General features: G+C 67.5%; 14 protein-coding genes. 5 read left to right on the forward strand and 9 right to left on the reverse strand.

The genetic code is table 11. The features are described from left to right. The 8 genes from BGN95_RS22425 to BGN95_RS22460 form a co-directional block, all read right to left on the reverse strand. Positions 1 to 441 (reverse strand): RcnB family protein (locus BGN95_RS22425; RefSeq protein ID WP_286774055.1); only part of this gene is annotated, 441 nt, incomplete at its 3' end. A 152-nt stretch (positions 442 to 593) separates the two neighbouring features. Continuing rightward, entirely contained in the window at positions 594 to 2012 is a 1419-nt protein-coding gene (locus tag BGN95_RS22430; protein ID WP_286774056.1) for an MFS transporter, read from the reverse strand. 47 nt (positions 2013 to 2059) lie between these two features. Further along, complete coding sequence (locus tag BGN95_RS22435; RefSeq protein ID WP_286774057.1) at positions 2060 to 2809, reverse strand: GntR family transcriptional regulator; 750 nt, start codon at positions 2807 to 2809, stop codon at positions 2060 to 2062. Next, positions 2802 to 3695: an N-acetylmuramic acid 6-phosphate etherase gene (locus BGN95_RS22440; protein ID WP_286774058.1), complete on the reverse strand. Its 894-nt coding sequence runs from the start codon at positions 3693 to 3695 to the stop codon at positions 2802 to 2804. The genes BGN95_RS22435 and BGN95_RS22440 overlap by 8 nt, the downstream gene beginning before the upstream one ends. Beyond that, on the reverse strand, positions 3685 to 5262 hold the full coding sequence (locus BGN95_RS22445; protein WP_286774059.1) for a sodium:solute symporter: 1578 nt from the start codon (positions 5260 to 5262) through the stop codon (positions 3685 to 3687). Before BGN95_RS22445 ends, BGN95_RS22440 begins: the two co-directional genes overlap by 11 nt. 64 nt (positions 5263 to 5326) lie before the next feature. Then, positions 5327 to 8074 (reverse strand): TonB-dependent receptor domain-containing protein, encoded by a 2748-nt coding sequence (locus tag BGN95_RS22450; RefSeq protein ID WP_265311567.1) that lies wholly within the window; start codon positions 8072 to 8074, stop codon positions 5327 to 5329. Between the two features lie 108 nt (positions 8075 to 8182). Continuing rightward, positions 8183 to 9277 carry an anhydro-N-acetylmuramic acid kinase gene (locus BGN95_RS22455; RefSeq protein ID WP_286774060.1) on the reverse strand — a complete coding sequence of 365 codons (1095 nt, stop codon included), beginning with the start codon at positions 9275 to 9277 and terminating at the stop codon, positions 8183 to 8185. Between the two features lie 10 nt (positions 9278 to 9287). Then, positions 9288 to 10133 (reverse strand): protein phosphatase 2C domain-containing protein, encoded by an 846-nt coding sequence (locus BGN95_RS22460; protein ID WP_286774061.1) that lies wholly within the window; start codon positions 10131 to 10133, stop codon positions 9288 to 9290. A 125-nt stretch (positions 10134 to 10258) separates the two neighbouring features. Here BGN95_RS22460 and BGN95_RS22465 point away from each other — a divergent pair, with 125 nt between their 5' ends. Genes BGN95_RS22465 through BGN95_RS22475 form a run of 3 tightly spaced genes read left to right on the forward strand, consistent with a single transcriptional unit; the run spans position 10259 to position 13490 of the window. Further along, positions 10259 to 11281: an SIS domain-containing protein gene (locus tag BGN95_RS22465; RefSeq protein ID WP_286774062.1), complete on the forward strand. Its 1023-nt coding sequence runs from the start codon at positions 10259 to 10261 to the stop codon at positions 11279 to 11281. Next, entirely contained in the window at positions 11278 to 12429 is a 1152-nt protein-coding gene (nagA, locus tag BGN95_RS22470) for an N-acetylglucosamine-6-phosphate deacetylase (RefSeq protein WP_286774063.1), read from the forward strand. The genes BGN95_RS22465 and nagA overlap by 4 nt, the downstream gene beginning before the upstream one ends. Further along, positions 12426 to 13490, forward strand: a complete 1065-nt coding sequence (locus BGN95_RS22475) for a beta-N-acetylglucosaminidase domain-containing protein (RefSeq protein ID WP_286774064.1) — start codon at positions 12426 to 12428, stop codon at positions 13488 to 13490. The genes nagA and BGN95_RS22475 overlap by 4 nt, the downstream gene beginning before the upstream one ends. Here the strand turns inward: BGN95_RS22475 and BGN95_RS22480 are convergent. After that, positions 13477 to 14349: a glucosamine kinase nucleotide-binding domain-containing protein gene (locus tag BGN95_RS22480; protein WP_265311573.1), complete on the reverse strand. Its 873-nt coding sequence runs from the start codon at positions 14347 to 14349 to the stop codon at positions 13477 to 13479. The genes BGN95_RS22475 and BGN95_RS22480 overlap by 14 nt on opposite strands. 128 nt (positions 14350 to 14477) lie before the next feature. Between BGN95_RS22480 and dld the strand changes: the two genes are divergently transcribed. Next, the gene (gene dld, locus BGN95_RS22485; RefSeq protein ID WP_286774065.1) at positions 14478 to 16181 is read left to right on the forward strand and encodes a D-lactate dehydrogenase; all 1704 of its coding nucleotides are present in this window, start codon (positions 14478 to 14480) and stop codon (positions 16179 to 16181) included. 400 nt (positions 16182 to 16581) lie between these two features. Beyond that, the coding region (locus BGN95_RS22490; protein ID WP_286774066.1) for a TetR/AcrR family transcriptional regulator at positions 16582 to 16903 on the forward strand (322 nt) is incomplete at its 3' end.

Below are 16903 nucleotides of genomic sequence, written 5' to 3' on the forward strand. Positions count from 1 at the left end.
GCGATTGCCCATCTGGCTGCCCAGGATCAGCCCGATGACGCCGGAGGCGATCGCGGCCATCACGATATCGCCGTTGTCGTCGCGATAATAGCGATAGCCGGGGCGGGGCGGGGGCAGATTGTAGCGCCGCCAGTCGTTGACGTAATAACGATTGTCGTTCCAATAGGTGAAGCGCTGCCCGGTACGCCAGCGGCCGCGATAGCCGTTATAGCCGTAGCGGCCGCCGTAATTGTGCCAGCGATATTGCGACCGCCCGTCGCGATCGTCCCGCCATCCGCGACGACCATTGTCGTGGCGCTGGTCGCGCCAGTCGCGCCGCCCATCGTCGTCGCGCCGGCCGCGATCGTGATCGTCCCACCGGCCCTGCGCGGTGGCAGGCACGGTCGACAAGATCGATGCCATTGCGGTCAGCCCCGCCAGCGTTCTCGAGAGCAATCTCATCGCTGAACTCCTTTCATTCGTCCGAAAGACGACATGCTATTCCGCCACTTCCGGGCGAAACTGCGGACGTAATCTCACCCACTTAGGCACGAATACGCAAGCGACTTTCGCCAGAAAGCGCTGCATTCGGGGTGGCGGACCGGCCGCGCGGCCTATTCGGCGGTCAGACGCTCGGGCTCGAGCAGCAACAGCGCGGCGATGCCGGCGACGGCGCTGACCCCGGCCGCGACGAGGCAGGCCGTCGCCACGCCGTGCACCAGCACCGCGCCGCGCCCCGCGAGTATTGAGCCGAGCAAAGCGGTAGCAATCAGCCCGCCGGTGCGCGCGAGCGCGCTATTGGCGCCGTTCGCGGTGCCGACATGCCGTTCGTCGACCGAATTCATCACCGCCGTGGTGAGCGGCGCCACCGCCCCGGCCATGCCGACCGCGATGACCAGCAGCCCGGGCATCACCCCCGTCCAATAGGATTGCGTCGGATCGATCCGGCTCGCCAGCAGGAAGCCGGCCGCGACCACCAGCGGCCCGATCGTCAGCGGCCAGCGCGGCCCGATGCGCGCGGCGAGCTTGCCCATCGCACGCGAGGCGAGACCGATCACGATCGACAGCGGCAGCAGCGCCGCGCCGGCCTGGGTCGCCGTATAGCCGCCCGCCCCGATCAGCAGGAACGGGAACAGCACGAACAGCCCGCCCAGCGCGCCATAGAGCAGCAACGTCAGGATCGAGAGCCCGATATAGGAGGGGGTCGCGAACAGCCCGAGCGGCATCATCGCGCGGTCGCCGCGGCGATGCTCGACCCACAGGAACAGCAGCAGCGCCACGCCGCCGACACCGATCGCCCAACCGCCGCCGCGCACCGCGACATGCCCCGACAATACGGTCAACCCCCAGGTCATCGCGCCGAGGCCGATCGTGGCAAGCCCCGCGCCCGGCCAATCGAGCCCGCTGCCGGTCTCGCCCCGGCTCTCGGGGAGGTAGCGCCAGCCGAGCCACCCCGCGCCGATCGCGAGCGGAATGTTGATCAGGAAGATCGCGCGCCAGCTCACCGCGTCGATCAGCGCGCCGCCGATGAGGGGGCCGATCGCGCCGGCCGCCGCCCCGGCCGCGGCCCAGGTGCCGATCGCCTTGCCGCGCTCCTCCCCGGCGAAAGCGGCGCCGAGGCTCGCGAGGCTGTTGGGGAGCAACATCGCCGCGCTGATCCCCTGGATCGTTCGCCCCGCGATCAGCCAGTCCAGCCCCGGCGCCGAGAGGCACAGGATCGACGCAGCGCCGAACGCCCCCACCCCCAGCAGGAACATGCGCCGGCGCCCGTAAAGGTCGCCCGCCGCCCCGCCGAGCAGCAGCAAGGCCGACAGCGGGAGCAGATAGGCGTTGACCACCCATTGCAGCTCGGCGGGGGAAGCGCCGAGCTCGCGCCCGATCGCGGCGAGCCCGACATTGACGACCGAGCCGTCGACGAACGACAGGCTCGATGCGAGCACGGTGGCGAACAGGATCGCGGTGGCATGGCGCGGCTCCCGTCCCGTTCCGGAAACGGTCGTCGCGGCGTCGCACGGTGCGGGAAGGCCCGTCATCGCAACATCATAGCCGGATGCGGGGCGTAGGGGAAAGCGCGGCGCGGCTATTCGAGCCGGGAAGAGGTTTGCGCGCCTTCGAGATCGGAGACGAAGACATAGCGATCGGCGCGATAGGTCGAGCGGGTGAATTCGACCGGCCGGCCGTCGGCCAGAAAGGCCATCCGCTCTATACGCAGCACCGCGGCATTCTGCTCGGTCGAGAGCATCCCCGCCTCGGTTGGCGCAGCGAGCGCGCCCTGGATGCGCTGCTTGCCGCGCACCGGGCGGTGGCCGTTCTTTTCGAGCGCGGCGTAGAGCGAATCGCCGATCTGATCGAGATCGGGGAGGAATTCGGCAGGGACCACGGCATGTTCGATCGCCAGCGGCTCCCCGCCCGACAAACGCACCCGCCCGAGCCGCGCGACCTGCGTCGACGTCGCGATCCGCAGCATCGCCGCCTCCTCGTCGGTCGGCTGGGCATAGGCCTTGATCATCCAGATCACGCCCGGGTTCTCGCCGCGCTTATGGGCGTCGTCGGTGAAGCTGCTGAGTACCGACCCCGGCGTTTCGATGCGCCGCGCGACGAAGGTGCCCGAGCCCTGTTTGCGGACGAGGATACCCTCTTCGATCAGCTGGTTGATGCTCTTGCGGACGGTGACCCGCGACAGCCCGGTCAGCTCGGTCAGCTCGCGTTCGGAGGGGAGCGCATCGCCCGGATCGATCCCGCCGCCCGCGATATGATGGCGCAGGTTGCGCGCGAGCTGGAGATAGAGCGGCGTATTGTCGTCGCCGCGCGCGAGCAGGATATCACGCATCGGCGGCCCGCCACGCGGTGATCGCCCGCGAAAGATCGCCCCCCGCCTGCGCGAGCGCCTGCCGCGCCTGCGCCTCGGTCGCGCCGAGCGCGATCAGCACCGCGGGCTTGATCTCACGGCCGGCGGCATCGAGCGCATCCGCCGCCGCCGCCATGTCGACGCCGGCGATGTCGCGCACCATCTCGCGACCACGGTGAAGCAGCTTCTCGTTCGAAACCCGCATGTTCACCATCAACCCGCGATGCACCCGGCCGAGCCGCAGCATCGTCGCAGTCGACAGCATGTTCAAGACCGCCTTCTGCGCGGTCCCGGCCTTCATCCGCGTCGAACCGGCGACGATCTCCGCCCCGGTCCTGACGGTGATGCCATGTTCGGCCGCGCCCGCCAGCGGGCTATCGGGATTGTTGGCGAGGCCGACCGTCAGCGCCCCCGCCGTGCGCGCCGCGACGATCGCGGCGACGGTATAGGGCGTGCGGCCGCTCGCAGCGACGCCGATCACGACGTCCGAGGCGCCGATCCGCGCTTCCGCGACCGCATGCCGCGCCGCGGCTTCGTCATCCTCCGCGCCTTCGGCGCTCTCGGTCAGCGCGGCGAGCCCGCCCGCCATCAGGAACAGCACGCGCTCGCGCGGCCAGCTATAGGTCGGATAGAGCTCGACCCCGTCCTGGACCGCGACGCGCCCCGAGGTGCCGGCGCCGACATAGACCAGCCGCCCCGTCTCGCCGAGCCGCTCCGCCGCCGCATCCGCCGCGCCGGCGATCGCGGGGATCTGCGCCTTGATCGCGGCCACCGCGGCGAGCTGGCCTTCGAGCATCGCCTCGACCGCAATTTCGGTCGGCCAGCTTGCAAGGTCGATATAACGCGGGTCGATGATCTCAGTATTCATGCTGTCCTCGGGGATGAACGCTAACACGATCCGCGCCCGACGGGATGACGCAGATCAAAAAGGCGATCAGCGTGCCGATGCACAGCTGATAGGGGAAGGCGAGCGTGGCGAGCACCGGCGGCAGCCCGATCGCGCGCGCGATCGCGGGCTGGAGCATGAGCACCGCGACGAAACCGCCGAGCAGCGCGGCGATCACCGACGCGGTCGTGCCGCGCCGGGTGAAGATCGCGGTGAAATAGACGCCGAGCAGCCCTGCGTAGGAAAATACCATCACCTGCAGCGCGAATTCGAGCAGCCCCATATTGGTGTGATGCTGCCAATAATATGACACGACCGCGGTACCGAACATCGCGACGCCGATCAGCGCCATGCCGACCCGGCCGGCGCGGACATAATGCTGCTCCGTCACCGTGCCGCGCCTCTCGCGCCACGGGCGATAGAAATCCTGCACCGCGACCGACGACATCGCATTGAGCGCCGAATTGGTCGTCGCCACCGCCGCCGCAATCACCCCGATCGTCACCAGCCCGCGCAGCCCCGACGGCACCTGCGTCAGGATATAATGCATGAAGATGCTGACCTTCTCGCCGCCGAAATGCCGCGCGGCGGAGGCGGTGGCGCCGCCCATCAGATCGGGCCGGTCGTAGAAGACGTAGAGCAGCAGGCCGATCGTGATGAACACCGCGACCACCGGCACCGTCGCCAGCACCGAGAGATAGAGCCCGCGCGCGCCGGTCTTGGCGTCGCGGCAGGCGAGCAGCCGCTGGGTGGTGTCCTGGTCGAGCCCGGCATTGCCGATGTAGAGCAAAGCCACCCCGGTGACGACCGCGAGCATCGAGAAGGGCCGCGACAGATCAAGCGAGAAATCGAACAGCCTGAGCTTGTTCACCCCTTCGGGCGTATGCATCACGCCGTGGATGATCTCCGCGGTGGAGGCCGGGATCGACAGACGCAGGAAGACGAGCACCGCGACCGCCGCGCCAAGATAGATGGCGAATTGGATGAGGTCGTTCCACAATACCGATTTGAGCCCGCCCACGAAGGTGAACAGGAAGCTCGCGATCATCAGCGCCGCGGCGGCCACGGTGATGCTGCCCGGGGTGACGTTGCCGGTCATCACCATCGCGATCGCGATCGCGGCGAGATAGACCCGTGCGCCTCCCGCCAGCACGCGCCCGGCGAGGAACATCCCCCCGGCCCAGCGCGTCGCGCGGATGCTGTAGCGCTTGGTCAGCAGTTCATAAGCAGTGGTCGCCTCGACCGCGTAGAAACGCGGGATCAGCACGCGCGCGACGAACACCGCGCCGATCAGCCCGCCGATATTGGTGCTGAGATAGGAATAGTCGCTCGAATAGCCGTAATCCGGCCCCCCGAGGAAGGTCGCCGCCGATTGCGTCGCCGACAGCACCGAAATCGCCGCCAGCCAGGCCGGCACCGTCCCCCCGGCGAGGAAATAATCGCGGGTGGATTCGGTGTGACGCGGCATGAACAGCCAGCCGCCCGCGAACAGCACTGCGATATAGCCCGCTATCACCATCCAGTCGGCAAGCGTGAAGGGCAGAGTCATCCGGTTTCCCGTCCCAGAGGGTCGCGGCGGCGCGGCATCATCCGCGCCGCCGCTTCCCGCGCGATCAGAAGCGCGCGGTCAGCGAAAGGCCGTAGGTGCGGCCCATCACGTCATACGTATCGGGGAAGGTGTTGAACACGCCGCCCGCCGCGACCAACGGCGGATCCTTGTCGGTAAAATTGTAGATGCCCCCGCTGAGCGTCAGATTGTGGGTCAGCGCATAGGATGCCGAGAGGTCGAACGTGTCCTGCGCCGGCAGCGTGTTGGTCGCGCCGGGGGCGCTGTTCTTCACCTTGCCGATGCGGTTCCAGTTGAGCTGGACCAGCCCACCCTCGAAAGTCCAGGCGACCGCGGCATTGTGCCGATAGGCCGGCTGCACCAGCGTCGTCCCGTCGCTCGAACAGGTCGCGCCGAACGTCCCCTTGCACTGCACCGGAGCGACGGTCGAGTTCGCCTGGATGATATAGCTGGTGACGATATTGCCCTGATAGGAGAAACGCATCCCGGTGCCGGGCAGCCAATCCGCCAGCAAGGTATAATTGGCGGCGATGTCCAGCCCGCGCTGCGTCAGCCGGCCGAGGTTCTGGTTGTTGACATAGGCGTTGACGAAATGCCCGTTCGCCGGATCGCGGGTGACCAGCGCGCACAGCGGGTTGTTCGCGGTCGGATTGGTGATGTAGCAGCTGGTGATCGCGGCGACCGGCTGGATCACGCCGACCGCACCCTTGAGGTTGAGCTCATACCAGTCGACGGTCAGCGTGAAGCGCGGCATGAAGGTCGGGGTCAGCACGATGCCGACGGTCTTGGTCTTGCCGATCTCGGGTTTGATCGCCGCGTTGCCGCCGTAATAATAATTGCCCTCGAGATAGCTCGGATCGAACGAATTGGCCGAGCCGACCGCCGGCGCGCCGAAGCGCTGGCATTGCGCGACATTGCCGGTGCCGAGGACGCAGGGGTCGCCCGCATAGCGCGGCGCGAGCCGCGGCACGGTGACGAGATTGTTGAACGGCAGCGACGAGGTAGTCGCGGCGAATTCGCCGAAATTCGGCGCGCGCAGCACGCGCTGATAAGTGCCGCGCAGGCGGATGCTGTCATCGACCTGCCAGTTCGCCTCGACCTTCCACGTCCCGTGGTTGCCGAACAGATTATAGTCCGAATAGCGATAGGCGCCGCCGACATCGAGCTTCTTGATCAGCGGCAGATCGCGCAGCACCGGCACGAACAATTCGCCGTACAGCTCCTTGACGTCGAACACCCCGCTATAGGCCGCCTGCACGCCCTGGCGATAGGTATTGCCGGTGAGCAGCGCACTATCCTGCGTGATCTGCGCGGTTTCGCGGCGATATTCGGCGCCGACCGCAAATCCGATCGGACCTGCCGGGAGCGCGAACAGATCGGCGAGCGTGCCGCTGATGTTGGCCGAGGTGACGAGCTGATCGCGGTTGCGGTTGAAGCCGTTGATCGTCGTGCCGAGCGCGGCCGCGATCCCCGGCTGGTTCGGCCCGAAGATGTTCACCTTGTTGGCATTCGCCGCGAAGTTATTCGCGCCGCTGGCATCCCTGACGAGGCCGTCGCCGGTGATCGGCGAGTTTTCGGTCGATCGGCCATATTGGCCGTAGACGTTCCATTTGATGTTGTCGGTGATCGGCCCGCGCAGCCCGAGCTGGCCCTGGAAGGTATTGCGCTCGGTACGATAAGTGATCAGCCCGAGCTCGGCGAGCGAGCGCTGGACATTCACCTGCGCGACGCCGTTGACGAAGGTCAGCTGGTTGCGGATCGCATCGGTGAGATAGGGGTTGGTCGCGCTGATCCCGACCGTCTGGTTGATCGACGGCGGGTTCGGCCCGGGCGTGCCCGACTGTTCGGTACGCGCATTGGTGTAGAGCACGCGGCCATAGAGTTCGACCGCGGGGGTGATCTCATAATTGAACAGCGCGGCGGCGTTGATCCGCTTGAGCGGCTCGATCAGCGGATAATTGGCGCTGATGTTCGAGGTCGCCGAGGGGTTGGTGGTGAACTGGCCGCCGTCGGTGAAGCCGAAGCGACGCCCGCTCGCGACGTCGGTAAACAGGCCGCCGATGCTGGGCACGGTCGAGGTCGGGGTGATCGCCCAGTCGCGCGACCCCGACAGTGTCTGCTCGCGCTGCGTGTAATCGAGCGCGACGACGATATGCCCGCGATCGCCCAGCGGCGTCCCGAGCATGACCGATGCGCCATATTGCTTGCCGCCATGTTCGGCGAGGCGCGTCGAGGCGGAGGCCTGAACGCCCTTGAAATCGTCATTGAGGATGAAATTGACGACGCCCGCCACCGCGTCGGCGCCATAGACCGCGGCGGCGCCGCCGGTCAGCACGTCGACCCGCTTGATCAGCGAGGCCGGCAGCGCGTTGACGTCGACCGAGTTGCGGAAGCTGAACGGCACCGCGCGGGTGCCGTCGATCAGCACCAGCGAGCGGCTCTGGCCGAAGTTGCGCAGATCGAGCACCTGCGCGCCAAACGAATCGCTGCCCTGCGACGCCTGGCGCACGCCGCCGGCGAGCTGCGGCATCTTGGTCGAGAAATCCTCCACCGTCAGCGCCGACTGGAGCTTGATCGCTTCCTGCGAGGTCGAGGCGACCGGGCTGGTCGCGGTGAGATCGGTGCGCGGGATGCGCGAGCCCGTCACGACGACTTCATGCTGCTCGGTGGCGGCCTCCGGCGCCGGCTGCGCGATATCGGTCGCGGTCTGCGCGGCGGCGAGCGACGGCGATTGGGCGAGCGCGATCGCCAGCACGGTCCAGGCGCTCGCCCGGCGGAAGTTCGTCGATGTCATCTTATATCTCCCCTGCCTGCGCCCCGGACGCAGCCAAATACGTTTCTAATACCACTAGAACACAATGGTCATATATTTGTAAAGTACCCGCGTTACCCGCGATGCGGGTCATCCGGCGTTCTGCGGATGAAAAATCCGCCCGCCGGGGATCGGGCGCGGCACGCCGGTAGTCGCGGGAAAGGTCAGCGGCAACCCCCGAACGGACCGCGCCGCCAGATAAGCCATTGCCTCAGCTTCGATAAAATCGCCACGCAACCCGCAGTCATCGGCGGCGCGCCATGTGCCGACCCGCTTGCCGAGCAGCCGCATCAAGGTGGGATTATGGACCCCGCCGCCGCACACGATCCACTCGTCCGGCGCCGCCGGAAGCAGATCCGCCGCACAGCGAATCGCCTCGATCGCGAAGGCGGTGAGCGTCGCGGCAGCATCTTCGAGCGACAGCGATTCGACCGCGGCGAGCGTGAAATCATAGCGGTCGAGCGACTTTGGGCCGGACTGACGGAAGTAGGGCGCGCGCAGATATTCATCGAGGATCGCTCGATCGACCCGCCCCGCTGCGCCGAGCCTGCCGTCCTCATCATATCGCCCGGCGCCGCGCGACTGGAGAAGCAGGTCGATCATCCCGTTGCCGGGGCCGGTATCGAAGGCGGCCATGCCCTCCCCCGCGCCGATCCACGACAGATTGGCCACCCCGCCGATGTTGAGAAAGGCGATCGGGCGCGGCAGCGCGAGCCGGTCGGCGAGCGCGCGGTGATAGATCGGCACCAGCGGCGCGCCCTGCCCGCCCGCGGCGAGATCGGCCTGACGCATATCGGCGACCACCGGGACCCCGAGCGCGCTCGCCAGCGCGGCTGCGTCGCCGAGCTGGACCGTCAGCCGGCGCTCGGGACGATGCAGCACCGTCTGGCCATGGAACCCGATCAGGTCGATCGCACCGCCGTCTTCGGCCAGCACCGCCCGCGCCGCGCGGACATGCGTGTCGAGGATCACCGCCTCGGCCGCGGCGAACGATGCGGGCCGCGCACCGATGCCGTCCCAGCGCAGCGCATCCTCGGTCGCGCGCACCACCGCCGCGCGCTCGGCCGCGCTGAAGCTCAGCAGCATCGCCGGCCCGAACGCGTCGATCCGCTCGCCGTCGGTTTCGAGGATCGCCGCATCGACCCCGTCGAGCGAGGTGCCGCTCATATAACCCAGAACGCGCATTCGCGGCCTTTCAGATGTGGAGAGTGAGCAAGGTCGCGTCGTCATGGATTTTCACGCGGACATAATGCCGGCGCGATTCCGGCTCGCGCTCGATCGCGCGCAATCGCGCGAGCCACGCGTCCCATTGCGCCGCATCGTCGATCGCCAGCAGATCATGCGGCGTCGCCACCCCGAACAGGTCGACGAGCCGCAGGAACCCGTCGCTGACCAGCGCGAACCTTTGCCCCTTACGCGCGGGAAGCCGGCGCTGGCTGAGATGATCGGCGGCATCGGGCTCGATGCCGAGCACCCAATAGCCGTCCGGGCGGTTCATCAGCCGGCGGTTGGCCTGAAGCTGCGGGAGCAGCCGTTCGGTCAGCGCGGCCGGCGCGGGATCGGGGTCCGCCGCGAAGATCTGCGCGGCGAGATCGAGCGTGCGGCGCTCGATCGTTTCGTGCGAGCCGTCGCTGAACAGCTGCGCCTGCCCGGCTTCGTCGACATAAGCGACCGCGCAATCGGCGAGGCTGGTCAGCTCCACATGATCGCCGAAATCGCGCAGCATCGCGAACGCCGCCGAGGGATGTTCATGCGGCCCCTCGGGCGCGCGGGTCGCCGCGGCCGCGAGCGCGTCGCGGCAGATCTCGATCGCGCGCCGCACCAGCACGGTGGTCGCGATCATCGGCTGCTCCGCCAGCTGCGCGCGAAACGCGGCATCGACTCGACGCGCCAGCCACGATGCATCGCTCGGCGCGTCGAGCAGCGCCGCGCCGATCCCGGTCGCGCCGTCGATCACCCAGGCGGCATTGCCGTGATGGCCGACGACATCCTCGTTGACGAAAGCCTGGCTGTCGGTCGCAGCGAGATTGATCTTGAGCATGGCGTGCTCCAATGGGTTCGGGGCCTGCCATGCCGCTCATCTACTGGTAATGCAACCACTATAATACCAGTTGCATCAAAATGCCATATTGGTATTCATCGTTCATGCACGCCCAAACCGGCCGGATGCTCATCGAAGCGCGCCAAGCCCCCGATGTCTGCGAGGCCCAACTCGAACGCAATGCCACCCTCGTCCGCGAAGCTGGTCGCCGGCTGCGCGATCTCGCGCCGCGCTTTGCCGCGACGTTGGCACGCGGCAGCTCGGATCAGGCGGCGGGGTTCGCCAAGCACCTCCTCGAAATCCACGCCGGCATCCCGACGCTCAGCCACGCGCCGTCGGTGGGGTCGCTTTACCGCGCCTCGTCGCCGCACTTTCGCGGCATCCCGTTGATCGCGATCTCGCAATCGGGCCGCAGCCCCGATCTCATCGCCGCGAGCGAGGATGCGCAGCGGCAGGGCGCGATCGTGGTCGCTTTGGTCAACGACACCGCCTCGCCGCTCGCGGCACTCGCCGATATCACCATCCCGGTCCACGCCGGCACCGAGAGCAGCGTCGCCGCGACCAAGAGCTTCATCGCGACGCTCGTCGCGCTGACCCATCTCGTCGGCGAATGGAGCGGCGATGACGCGCTGCTCGCCGCGCTTTCCGGGATCGGACCGCGCTTGCGGGAGGCCGCGGCGCAGGATTGGTCCGCCGCGCTTCCCTATCTCATCCCCGCCAGCGACCTGCTCGTCCTCGGGCGCGGACCGACGCTGCCGATCGCGGGCGAAGCCGCGCTCAAGCTCAAGGAAACCGCCGGCCTTTATGCCGAGGCATTCAGCTCGGCCGAGGTGGCGCACGGGCCGATGACATTGGTCAAGGCGGGCGATCCGGTGCTTGCCTTCGGCCCGGGCGACGTTTCGGCGCATGGCCTGCGCGAGCGACTCGCCGATTTCGCCGCGCGCGGCGCCCCGGTGATCGCCGCCGGCCCGGCCGACGATATCGCCGCGGCGACGATCCAATTCCCCGCCCCCGCCGGCGAGCATCCGGTGATCGGTGCGATCGCCGCGATCCAGAGCTTCTACGGCCTCGCCAATGCAGTCGCGATCGCGCGCGGGCGTGACCCGGATCGCCCGCCGCATCTCGCGAAAGTGACCCGGACATTATGACCCGCATTGCGCTGACCGGCGCCGGCCTGGTGCTGCCGACCGAATTGATCGAGGAGCAGGCTTTGCTCATCGAGGGCGAGCGGATCGTCGGCTGGAACAGCGCCGCGGAGATTCCGTCGGATTATGCCGTCAAACGGCTCAACGGCGGTTGCCTCGTCCCCGGCTTCATCGATACCCAGGTCAATGGCGGCGGCGACGTGCTGCTCAACGATACGCCGAGCGTCGACGGCATGCGCACGATCGCGCGGGCGCACCGGCGCTTCGGCACCACCGGCATGTTGCCGACGTTGATCAGCGATCACCCGGAAGTGACCGACGCCGCGATCGGCGCGGCCGAGGCGGCGTTGGCGGCGGGGGTGCCCGGCGTGCTCGGGCTGCATATCGAAGGGCCGCATCTCAACCCCGCGAAAAAGGGTATCCACGACGCCGGGCGCTTCACCACGATCGACGAGAGCGTGCTCGCGCGGCTCACCCGGCCGACCCGCGGCATCCGGCTGGTGACCTTGGCACCCGAGCTCGCCCCGCCCGGCACGATCCGGCGCCTGCGCGAGGCGGGGGTGCTGGTCGCGGCAGGGCACAGCCTTGCAAATTATGCGCAGACCTGCGCCGCGCTCGCCGAGGGATTGTCGGGCTTCACCCATTTGTTCAACGCGATGACCCAGCTCGGCAGCCGCGAGCCCGGGATGGTCGGCGCGGCGCTCGCCGATCGCGCCAGCCATTTCGGGTTGATCGTCGACGGGGTCCATGTCCATCCTGCGACGCTGAAGGTGGCGATCGCGGCGCGCGGCATCGCCGGCGCGATGCTGGTCACCGACGCCATGTCCCCGGTCGGCGGCAGCGCCACCTCCTTCACGCTGATGGGGCAGCGCGTCGAAATGGTCGACGGCATGTGCCGCGGGCCCGACGGCACGCTCGCCGGATCGGCGCTCACGATGGCCGAGGCGTTCCGCAACGCGATCGACATGCTGGGATGCTCGATCGTCGAGGCGTCGCAAATGGCGAGCGGCAATCCCGCGCGATTCCTCGGCCTCGCCGGGGAGACCGGCGCGATCGCGGCCGGCCTGCGCGCCGATCTCGTCCATCTTGACCGCCAGTGCCGCGTCACGCGAACCTGGATCGCGGGCGCACTCGAGGAGTTGGGCGAATGACGGTCGAACTGGGGGTGATCGAGGGGCGTTTCGGCACGCCCTGGTCGTGGGAGGAGCGCAGCGAGGTAATGCGCACCCTCGCCGGCGCCGGCTATCGTTTCTATCATTATGGCCCCAAGGGCGATGCTCATCTGCGCCGCATATGGCGCGAGCCGCATCCGCCGGCACAGACCGCCGCGCTCGCCGCCTTCGCCGGCGATTGCCGGGACGCGGGCGTGCGTTTCGGCATCGCGCTTACCCCGATGGGGGCGACGCATCCTTTCGACGATGCCGCGCGCGGGCAATTGATCGCGCGGCTCACCGCTTTCGATGCGATCGGTATCGACGATCTCGCGATCCTGTTCGACGATCTGCGCGGCGATCTTCCCGATCTCGCGCGCCAGCAGGCCGAGCTGGTCGATTTCTGCAGCCAGCACACGCGCGCGACCCGGCTCTATTTCTGCCCGAGCTATTATTCCTATGACCCGGTGCTCGATCGGGTATTCGGCCGGCGGCCAGAGGGCTATCTCGCCGAGCTCGGGCGGCTGCTCGATCCGGAGGTGCGGATCTACTGGACGGGCGAGGAAGTCTTCTCGCCCGAGATCGGCGTCGCGCATCTCCGCGAGGTCGAGGCGGAGCTCGGCCGCAAAGTGTGTCTGTGGGACAATTATCCGGTCAACGACGGATCGCGCATGTCGCGTTTCCTGCATCTGCGCGGCTTCACCGGGCGCCCGCCGGCGATCGCCGGGCATCTCACCGGCCATGCGATCAACCCCGCGATCCAGCCGCGGCTATCATGCATCCCAGCGCTGACGCTCGCGGCCAATTATGCGCAAGGGGACGGGTACAGTTACGGCCGGGCCTTCGATACCGCAGCACGCGCGCTGCTCGGCGACGAGCTGGCGGCAATGGTGCGCGACGATCTGCTCGCGCTGCAGGATACCGGCTGGGAGCGGCTCGGCGCGCGCCGCGAGGCGCTCCGCGCGCGTTATGCCGATATCGATCAGCCCGCTGCGCGCGAGATCGTCGACTGGCTCGACGGCCGGCACATCATGACCGACGACGAGGTCAAGACGCAGTGACCGGATGATGCCCCGCCAGCCGCAACGCGCCGTCGAGCGGATCGCCCATCGCGCTGCTGAGGCGCGCCACGGTCCGCGCGCGCAGCCACGGCATCATCCGCGGCGCGAGCCCCCCGACCAATACGCAACGCGGCGCGCCGCGCTCGAAGATCGTCTCGATGAAGCGTTCGATATGCAATGCGGCATCCTCGACGATCGACCGCGCGATCGCATCATCGGCCTCGGCATAATCCATCACCAGCGGCGCGAGGCTGCCATAATCGCGCGGCGTCGCCTCATCCATCCAGGCGATCGCCTTGGCGGTATCGTGATCGAAACGCTCGGTCACCGCGCTGCTGAGCGGGGTACGGCGAGTGCGCCCGTCGAGCGCGCGCAAGGCGTGGCGCATCGCGCTCAGCCCCAGCGCCGCGCCGCTGCCCTCGTCCGAAATCGGAAAGCCATAGCCGCCGATCGTGAAGCAATCGTCCGCCAGCCGGATATGCGCGATGCTCCCCGTGCCGATGATCAGGATCGCGCCCTCGCCGCCGGCATTGGCGCCGAGGTTGGCGATATAGGCATCGGTCTCATAAGCGACGGATGCGAAGGGAAAGGCGAAATCCCCGAGATGCTCTTTGACCCCCGGGCGCGAGATGCCCGCGATCCCCATGCCCGCACGGATCCGCCGCACATCGTCAGCGCCGAGCCCCGCTTCGCGGATCGCCTGATCGGTCACCTCGACCAGGGTGGCATAGAGATTGTCCATGCCGATCCGGGCATTGGCGGGCCCGGTCGCCCCGGTGCCGATCACGGTTCCGTCAGATTTGATCAACCGCGACCGGCAATTGCTGCCGCCAGCGTCTACGCCGAGATAAAAGGTCATGAGAACCCATATATGGGGAAAGAATCGCGGCGGTTAAGCACCATCGCCACACCCGCGACAACCGCTGAATCGCCTTTCGGCCATTTCTCCTCCTATCGACCGCCAGTGCGCCAGAACGGACCTCGATCATGACCGCCCCCGCCGCCTTGCTCGACCGCCTTCGCGATATCGTCGGGCGACGCAAGGTGCTCACCGCGCCGCGCGCCACCGCACGCTTTCGCGAGGGATATCGCACCGGATCGGGCGCCGCGCTGGCGGTCGTCCTGCCGGGGACGCTGGTCGAATTGTGGCGCGTCGCCCAGGCCTGCGTCGCGGCCGATGTCAGCATCATCATGCAGGCATCGAACACCGGGCTGACCGGCGGCTCGACCCCGTCGGGCGACGATTATCCCGGCGGCGTGGTGATCATCAGCACCGTCCGCCTCAAGGGCATCCATTTGGTCCGCGACGCCGAACAGGTCGTATGCCTTGCCGGCGCGACGCTCAACGAACTCGAACGCGCGCTGCTGCCGCTCGGGCGCGAGCCGCATTCGGTGATCGGTTCCTCCTGCCTCGGCGCATCGGTGGTCGGCGGGGTCTGCAACAATTCGGGCGGGTCGCTGATCCAGCGCGGGCCGGCGTTCACCCAGCTCGCCCTGTTCGGGATGATCGGCGACGACGGCAGCCTCAGCCTCGTCAATCACCTCGGCATCGATCTGGGGAACGAGCCGGAGGCGATGCTCCACCGGCTCGACACCGGCGCTTTCGGCGCGGCCGAGGTCGACGGCTGCAGCGATCGCTGGGCGCACGACCGATCCTATGTCAGCCATGTCCGCAAGATCGACAGCGACCGGCCGGCGCGGTTCAACGCCGACAGCCGCTGCCTGTTCGAAGCCGCCGGAAGCGCGGGCAAGCTGATCGTCTTCGCGGTGCGGCTCGATACCTTTCCCAAGGAGGAAGGGAGCGTCACTTTCTATCTCGGGACCAACGATCCCGCCAAGCTCACCACGCTGCGGCGGACGATTCTCGGCACGTTCGAGCATCTGCCGATCGCGGGCGAATATATGCATCGTGCGGTGTTCGACATCGCCGACCGCTACGGGAAGGATATGTTCGCGGCGATCAAGCGGATCGGCACCGCGCGGCTGCCGCATCTGTTCGCGGCCAAGGCGCGGTTCGATTCATGGGCGCGGCGGCTGGGCCCGGCCGGGGCGCATCTCAGCGATCGGCTGATGCAGCGCATCGGCCGCCTGCTGCCCGATCATCTCCCACCGCGGATGCGCGACTATCGCGATCGCTTCGAGCACCATCTGATCCTCAAGGTGCCGGGGTCGGCCGCTGCCGCGACGCGCGCCTTGCTGGCGTCGCAGTTCGACGACGCCGCGAGTGGCTTTTTCGAATGTACCGCGCAAGAAGCTGCGGACGCCTTTCTCCACCGTTTCGTCGCGGCAGGGGCAGCGGTGCGTTACCGCGCGGTCCATGCCCATGAGGTCGAGGACATCGTCGCGCTCGATATCGCCTTGCCGCGCAACGCCCGACAATGGGTCGAGGAACTGCCCGACGACATCGCCGGCGATATCCTCCACCGCCTCTATTACGGGCATTTCTTCTGCCACGTCTTCCACCAGGATTATATCGTGCGGAAGGGCGTTGATCCGCTGGCGCTGGAGCATCGCATGCTCGAGATCCTCGATGCCCGCGGCGCCGAATATCCCGCCGAGCACAATGTCGGCCATCTCTACCACGCCAAGCCAGTCCTCGCGGATTTCTATCGCAGCCTCGATCCGACCAATCGGTTCAACCCCGGCATCGGGCACATGCCACGCAATCGTCATTGGAAGCAGATAACGTAAGCGCTCCAGGTATTTTCGTCCTGTTTTGGGACAGCTTTAGTAGAATCCGACATGATTTGGCGTCATCGCGTCTTATCGGCGCGCGTCGTGGGTCATAGAGGAGAAGTGGCCGAATCGGTCCTGTGGCCGAACGGCCGGGTCGATCCGGCCCCGTGTGAGGAGACCAGAGTATGAGGTCGATCAAGTATGTATCCCGGGCTGTAGCCGACACCGCTAGCCGCCTCGCTCGTCGGCAAAGGTAGAAGCACGGCGAGACGCGGCCCCGGCCGTGCCGTCTGATCTCCCGATCTCAGCATGCGCGCGGCAGCGCCCTCATACGGGACAAACCTCGCCTTGGGCGAATGACCGGCCCTGTCGGGCCAAACGGCGATCAGGTTGATCGACCGCAAGGAATTGAAGCATGACCATGCGTTCGTCGGCGCCTGCGAAACGGCGCAAGCGACCCGGCCCCGAAGTGCGCGAAGAGGCGCTAACCGTCGCACGCCGGCTGTTACTCGAACGGGGACCGCACGCGGTGACGCTCGCCAACGTCGGCGACGAACTGGGCATGACCCACGCCAATATCCTTTATCATTTCGGATCGGCGGCGGGCCTGCAGATGGCGCTGATGGAATCGATGATCAAGGATCTCACCGTCGCGCTCGATCATGTGGTGGAATCGGTCCGAACCGACGCGCGCGCGCCGCGCACGATCGTCGACCGCGTCTTCGATGCCTTTGCCA

Origin of the sequence: Sphingomonas sp. 66-10 (assembly GCF_001897045.1) — a bacterium.
GTDB lineage: Bacteria > Pseudomonadota > Alphaproteobacteria > Sphingomonadales > Sphingomonadaceae > Sphingomonas > Sphingomonas lycopersici.

Excerpts from the sequence above, each read along its gene's own strand:
- BGN95_RS22430 (WP_286774056.1), bottom strand. The coding sequence starts at position 2,012 with ATGACGGGCCTTCCCGCACCGTGCGACGCCGCGACGACCGTTTCCGGA.
- BGN95_RS22435 (WP_286774057.1), bottom strand. The coding sequence starts at position 2,809 with ATGCGTGATATCCTGCTCGCGCGCGGCGACGACAATACGCCGCTCTAT.
- BGN95_RS22440 (WP_286774058.1), bottom strand. The coding sequence starts at position 3,695 with ATGAATACTGAGATCATCGACCCGCGTTATATCGACCTTGCAAGCTGG.
- BGN95_RS22445 (WP_286774059.1), bottom strand. The coding sequence starts at position 5,262 with ATGACTCTGCCCTTCACGCTTGCCGACTGGATGGTGATAGCGGGCTAT.
- BGN95_RS22450 (WP_265311567.1), bottom strand. The coding sequence starts at position 8,074 with ATGACATCGACGAACTTCCGCCGGGCGAGCGCCTGGACCGTGCTGGCG.
- BGN95_RS22455 (WP_286774060.1), bottom strand. The coding sequence starts at position 9,277 with ATGCGCGTTCTGGGTTATATGAGCGGCACCTCGCTCGACGGGGTCGAT.
- BGN95_RS22460 (WP_286774061.1), bottom strand. The coding sequence starts at position 10,133 with ATGCTCAAGATCAATCTCGCTGCGACCGACAGCCAGGCTTTCGTCAAC.
- BGN95_RS22465 (WP_286774062.1), top strand. The coding sequence starts at position 10,259 with ATGCTCATCGAAGCGCGCCAAGCCCCCGATGTCTGCGAGGCCCAACTC.
- nagA (WP_286774063.1), top strand. The coding sequence starts at position 11,278 with ATGACCCGCATTGCGCTGACCGGCGCCGGCCTGGTGCTGCCGACCGAA.
- BGN95_RS22475 (WP_286774064.1), top strand. The coding sequence starts at position 12,426 with ATGACGGTCGAACTGGGGGTGATCGAGGGGCGTTTCGGCACGCCCTGG.
- BGN95_RS22480 (WP_265311573.1), bottom strand. The coding sequence starts at position 14,349 with ATGACCTTTTATCTCGGCGTAGACGCTGGCGGCAGCAATTGCCGGTCG.
- dld (WP_286774065.1), top strand. The coding sequence starts at position 14,478 with ATGACCGCCCCCGCCGCCTTGCTCGACCGCCTTCGCGATATCGTCGGG.